Origin of the sequence: Alteromonas sp. 14N.309.X.WAT.G.H12 (genome assembly GCF_036697315.1) — a bacterium.
GTDB lineage: Bacteria > Pseudomonadota > Gammaproteobacteria > Enterobacterales > Alteromonadaceae > Alteromonas.
Genome location: NZ_JBAHZB010000172.1, coordinates 1 through 4,390 on the forward strand (window position 1 = coordinate 1; position 4,390 = coordinate 4,390).

General features: G+C 44.7%; 8 protein-coding genes. 5 read left to right on the top strand and 3 right to left on the bottom strand.

Going from position 1 to position 4,390, the window contains the following annotated elements; genetic code table 11:
- The coding region (locus V5298_RS19830; protein WP_332933154.1) for a hypothetical protein at positions 1 to 261 on the top strand (261 nt) is incomplete at its 5' end.
- On the opposite strand, the gene V5298_RS19835 is transcribed toward V5298_RS19830, so the two are convergent.
- Entirely contained in the window at positions 183 to 872 is a 690-nt protein-coding gene (locus V5298_RS19835) for a LysR family transcriptional regulator (protein ID WP_332933155.1), read from the bottom strand. The genes V5298_RS19830 and V5298_RS19835 overlap by 79 nt on opposite strands.
- 102 nt (positions 873 to 974) lie before the next feature.
- A complete protein-coding gene (locus V5298_RS19840) occupies positions 975 to 1,139 on the bottom strand; it encodes a hypothetical protein (protein WP_332933156.1) in 165 nt (54 codons plus the stop codon).
- Between the two features lie 292 nt (positions 1,140 to 1,431).
- Between V5298_RS19840 and maoP the strand changes: the two genes are divergently transcribed.
- Complete coding sequence (gene maoP, locus V5298_RS19845) at positions 1,432 to 1,788, top strand: DUF413 domain-containing protein (protein ID WP_332933157.1); 357 nt, start codon at positions 1,432 to 1,434, stop codon at positions 1,786 to 1,788.
- Between the two features lie 157 nt (positions 1,789 to 1,945).
- Entirely contained in the window at positions 1,946 to 2,707 is a 762-nt protein-coding gene (locus tag V5298_RS19850; protein WP_332933158.1) for a PRC-barrel domain-containing protein, read from the top strand.
- Here the strand turns inward: V5298_RS19850 and V5298_RS19855 are convergent.
- Positions 2,704 to 3,015, bottom strand: coding sequence for a metalloregulator ArsR/SmtB family transcription factor (locus V5298_RS19855; RefSeq protein ID WP_332933159.1), 312 nt, complete (start codon positions 3,013 to 3,015; stop codon positions 2,704 to 2,706). The genes V5298_RS19850 and V5298_RS19855 overlap by 4 nt on opposite strands.
- A 161-nt stretch (positions 3,016 to 3,176) precedes the next feature.
- Between V5298_RS19855 and V5298_RS19860 the strand changes: the two genes are divergently transcribed.
- Positions 3,177 to 3,521 carry a rhodanese-like domain-containing protein gene (locus tag V5298_RS19860; RefSeq protein ID WP_332933160.1) on the top strand — a complete coding sequence of 115 codons (345 nt, stop codon included), beginning with the start codon at positions 3,177 to 3,179 and terminating at the stop codon, positions 3,519 to 3,521.
- 111 nt (positions 3,522 to 3,632) lie between these two features.
- A partial coding sequence (locus V5298_RS19865; protein WP_332933161.1) for a LysR family transcriptional regulator occupies positions 3,633 to 4,390 on the top strand: 758 nt, incomplete at its 3' end.

The window sequence follows — 4,390 nt, forward strand, 5'->3', positions numbered from 1 at the left end:
GGCCGGTTCCGTAGCGCAATGGCCCGTTTTCGTGAACTAGAGACCTTATTCAGTGACATGGATGAAGTGGGGCAGTCAAAACTGTCGCGTCGGTTTACCCAAGTAAAAGAAGAAATTACCCATCTTGAAGGCTGGCAGAGTTACCTTGCCGAGCCTCGTAAACCGGCGCTACTTGCCCAAGCTCAAGCATTGGCTAACGAACCTGCTGATGACATCGCCAAGCGCAGCGAATTTGTACGCAACCGAGCCTCCCGCAAATGATAGCGGCTGTGATACAAGGCATTGCGTATTTTTGCGCCCCACTCAACCGAAACATAGTTTTTCCCGTTGGGTTCCCTATCGGCGGTATGGCATGCATACAAGGCCAAAGGCACATGCAATAGTTTTACCGCTTGAATTTCTTCAGATTTTAACGGCTCAGAGGATAGTGCGATGTCGATGCTGCGCTCGTGAAGTTGGCGCGACAAACTTTCAAGGGTCAACACTTCCGCTTTTACCGACCAATCGGGAAAGGCTTCATTGATGGCCCCTAATATAGAAGTAAAACCCAATTCACTGGCCAGTTGGGTGGCACCGCAGACAACAAATTCACCAGACTCCAATTGCAGTTCACGCTTAGCATCCCGCAAGGTATCACTGAGTTGATGGGCAAATGGCAATAGCTTCTCGCCGGCTGGAGTAAGCTGAATACTGTTTCGGTGACGAATAAACAAGGTGGTTTGAAAATACTCCTCAACCAGTTTGATGCGAGCACTTACCGCTGACTGAGTGAGATACAAATTTTCTGCCGCTTTCCCGAAATGACGGGTATTGGCAACTTCAAGAAAAGTAGATAGAAAACGAATGTCCATAGAAGCTTCACAACGAATCACGTGGCGAAGCCTACATTGGCACAGCTTATTATTTAAGTAAAATAAAAACTGTTGAAACCCACCAATTAGCTGGGTGAATGCCAACTTAACGTACTTGACCCCTTAGAAGGCCTCCTGATGATGCCTGCGTTGTTTCTCGCGACGCTGATGATCCCGTTTTATTTTATCTTTAACGCGATGTTCTTTGCCTTGGCCTTTTCTGCCATGAAAGTGAAGATCTTCTGCAGAATCCCACTCTTCTCTTTGGTGACGGTAGTCTTTACTCATTGTTGTCTCAAAAAAGTTATATCGAAGTGATTGCCACTTTGCCATTATCTGGAGACGCTAAAAAATGGGAAACAATTTTTAATTGTGGTGACGATGAATTTTCTAACTAAGTCACTTTTTATCCGTCTTAAATGCTGGATTTAACAGCGCTCAGAGGCCGTAGGGTGGAAATGGTGGATTTGCACGACTATTTTGAAAAAAATTTATCTTTAAGGAAAAAATTTTTTGTTTCCCTTCAATTTCTTCTTTAGTTAAAAGTCTGCACAGTTGATAACGCCAAAGAGACCATACCATGAATACCTTTAATATCCGTTCATCCAACAAACCGTTCGTTGATCGCAGCAAATTTCCGTACGGCTTTCGAAAATCCGGCGATTTCAGCATACCGGAAGCAGATTTACTCACCCAATATGGCAATACCCTGATTGCCCTGGAAAAGGGAGAACTGCAACCTGAAACCATCGACGAAAAGCACTTTATTGATTTTATTTCCGGCAAAGTAGAAGCCAGCAACGGTATTGAAAAAGCATGGCGAAAGTATGTGCATTTAGCCCGTGACAAACGCCATTTTTATACCTTGCATAGCGCCGCCAGCAACCAGTCAGACTATGACGATGACTTCGACGATGAGAGCTTTGATGTGGCCTAGTCTGAGAAACAACCTACTTTTTCACTGGGCAGTGCACTCACTGCCCTTTTTTAGGGTTTAGATCAATTCATCTGTCCTTTTCGTCTTCTATACTCACGGTAGTGATCTTTCTATACCGAATCACCGAACCTAAGGTATATGACAAAAGGAGACAGGAATGATTACCTATAAACGCCTTACCGACTTTGGTATTCAGGCTACTGATGGCGATATTGGTCGTTGCAAAGATGTATTGTTTGATGATCAAAATTATTTTCTTCGCTATTTTGTGGCCGACACCAATAAATGGCTCCCCTTAGGCCGAAAAGTGGTGCTCTCGCCCATCTCTCTTATTGAAATCAACAAACAAGATGAGATCCTGGTTGTGGCCATGAGCAAACAGGAACTCAAAGAAAGCCCCTCCATCGATGAACACAAACCCCTATCCCGGGAATATGAAGAAACGTTATTTAAGTATTTTGGTTACGGTTACTATTGGGTAGGACCGGGGGCTTGGGGCGATTTTTCTCACCCAACGGAATTGGTGAACCAGGAATTCTTTGAACAGGACATGGCAAATAGGGAACATAAACCGGTCAATCACCTGCGCTCTTGCGAAGAAGTGCACGGCTATGACGTGGCAACCGAAGATGAAGATACCGGCCATATTACCGACTTTGTCATTGATTCGGACAACTGGGCGTTAAAACTACTCATTGTGGATACTCGAAACTGGTTACCTGGCGGAAAGAAAGTCGCCCTTCCCCCCAGTTGCGTGAGTAGTATTGACTGGTCAACGCACAAGATACATGTCCAGCTTACCCATGATGCAGTAATGGATTTACCTGAGTTTGAGGAAGATAAGGTAGAAGACAAAGACTACCTCAATACCTTGGAAGCAGAAGCTTATAGTATGCTCAGCCCAAAAATAAAGGGCTAAGAACAGAAAAAACGATACAGTAACTCTATCGTTTGCGTCACTCTGTCATCGGCTAAACGGTAATAAATCGTTTGGCCTTCACGGCGGGTTGCCACCATTTTAGCATCTCGAAGTAGTGCCAGATGTTGCGATAGAACCGGTTGAGTCACAGGGATGCGTTTCAGCAGGTCCGTTACAGACAATTCATCATCCAACAACGAACACATCACCATCAGCCGAGTCTTATTCGCGAGCTGTTTAAGATACTTCTCTGCATCAACAGCATGTTCAAGCATTGTATGTGTATTGACTTCACTTTTCGTTGTCATTGCGCTTACTTCTAGTAAAAAAAGGTGATATTTAATGCGATAGATACTTTTTTATCAAGTACGTTCATCGCAAAATCAGGATGGCAAAGGATAATCCCTTTACATTTTTAAAACCAATACATAAGGTATACCTTACATTCTAGCAAAACAAAAAAATCTCAATGTTAAAAACAATTCAGGAACGACTCGCCGCCATCCCATATGCAATACGCACTGTTTCTGCGGCCGATGCCGCCATAGAGATAAAACAAAATCAAGGGTGCGTTATCGATGTTAGAGAGCCCGCCGAAGTACAAAGTGAGCCCGTTGATGGCGCGCTAAATATTCCTCGCGGCGTATTGGAAATGAAAATGCTACAACAATTTCCCGATGCCAGTAAACCAATCTATATCCACTGCGCCTCGGGCGTACGAGCTCACCTTGGCGCAGAGCAGCTATTAAATATGGGATATGCCAACGTGACGGTAATTACCTGCAGTATTGCTGATATAAAGCAACACTTCTAACCCGCGGCGTAAAATACGACAAGACAACGCGATTGGCAGTACGGGGGCAATTCCTTTCACGTATCTTTACAGGTAGCATAGCCCTATTCTCATTAAACATATAATTTTGTCATGTTGAAAGCTACCTTAGAACAATGGCGCATGTTTAAAGCCGTCGTCGATGCGGGGGGCTTTAATCAAGCAGCCCAACAAGTGCATAAAAGCCAGTCCAGCATTCATCATGCTGTACAAAAACTTGAGCATGCGTTAGGAATTACGTTGTTTATGAACGACGGCCGCAAAGTAAAGCTCACGGAATCGGGTACGCTCATGTTACGCCGGGCAAACCTTTTACTTGATGAGGCGCACAAGCTAGAGGCCGTGGCCGCCAGTTTACAACATGGCACGGAAACCCAGTTAAAAGTGGCGGTGGATATTATTTTCCCACCTACCATATTGTACAACGTGCTTCATTCCGTTTCGGAGAACTTTCCTTTACTGCGCATCGAGTTAATGGAATCGGTACTTAGTGGTGCAAATTCGCTGTTAAAAGCCGCGGAAGTTGATATTGCCATCTCGCCTTTTCCCCTTAAAAGCGGGTTCTGCGAAGATTTATGTGAGATCGAATTTATCGCCGTTGCCCATCATGCCCACCCGCTTCATCAACTGGATCGTACCATTAGCATTGAAGACTTAAAGTCACACAGACAAATCGTTGTCCGTGACTCTTCCAGTGAACGAAAAGCCGATGCAGGTTGGCTTTCCGCCGAAAAACGCTGGACTGTCAGTCATCTGAAAACATCCATTGATATCTTATGTCAGGGGATGGGCTTTGCCTGGCTACCAGTGGCGTTTATTCGTCCACTATTAGAACAAGGCCTGTTAAAACC

Excerpts from the sequence above, each read along its gene's own strand:
- maoP (WP_332933157.1), top strand. The coding sequence starts at position 1,432 with ATGAATACCTTTAATATCCGTTCATCCAACAAACCGTTCGTTGATCGC.
- V5298_RS19850 (WP_332933158.1), top strand. The coding sequence starts at position 1,946 with ATGATTACCTATAAACGCCTTACCGACTTTGGTATTCAGGCTACTGAT.
- V5298_RS19840 (WP_332933156.1), bottom strand. The coding sequence starts at position 1,139 with ATGAGTAAAGACTACCGTCACCAAAGAGAAGAGTGGGATTCTGCAGAA.
- V5298_RS19860 (WP_332933160.1), top strand. The coding sequence starts at position 3,177 with ATGTTAAAAACAATTCAGGAACGACTCGCCGCCATCCCATATGCAATA.
- V5298_RS19855 (WP_332933159.1), bottom strand. The coding sequence starts at position 3,015 with ATGACAACGAAAAGTGAAGTCAATACACATACAATGCTTGAACATGCT.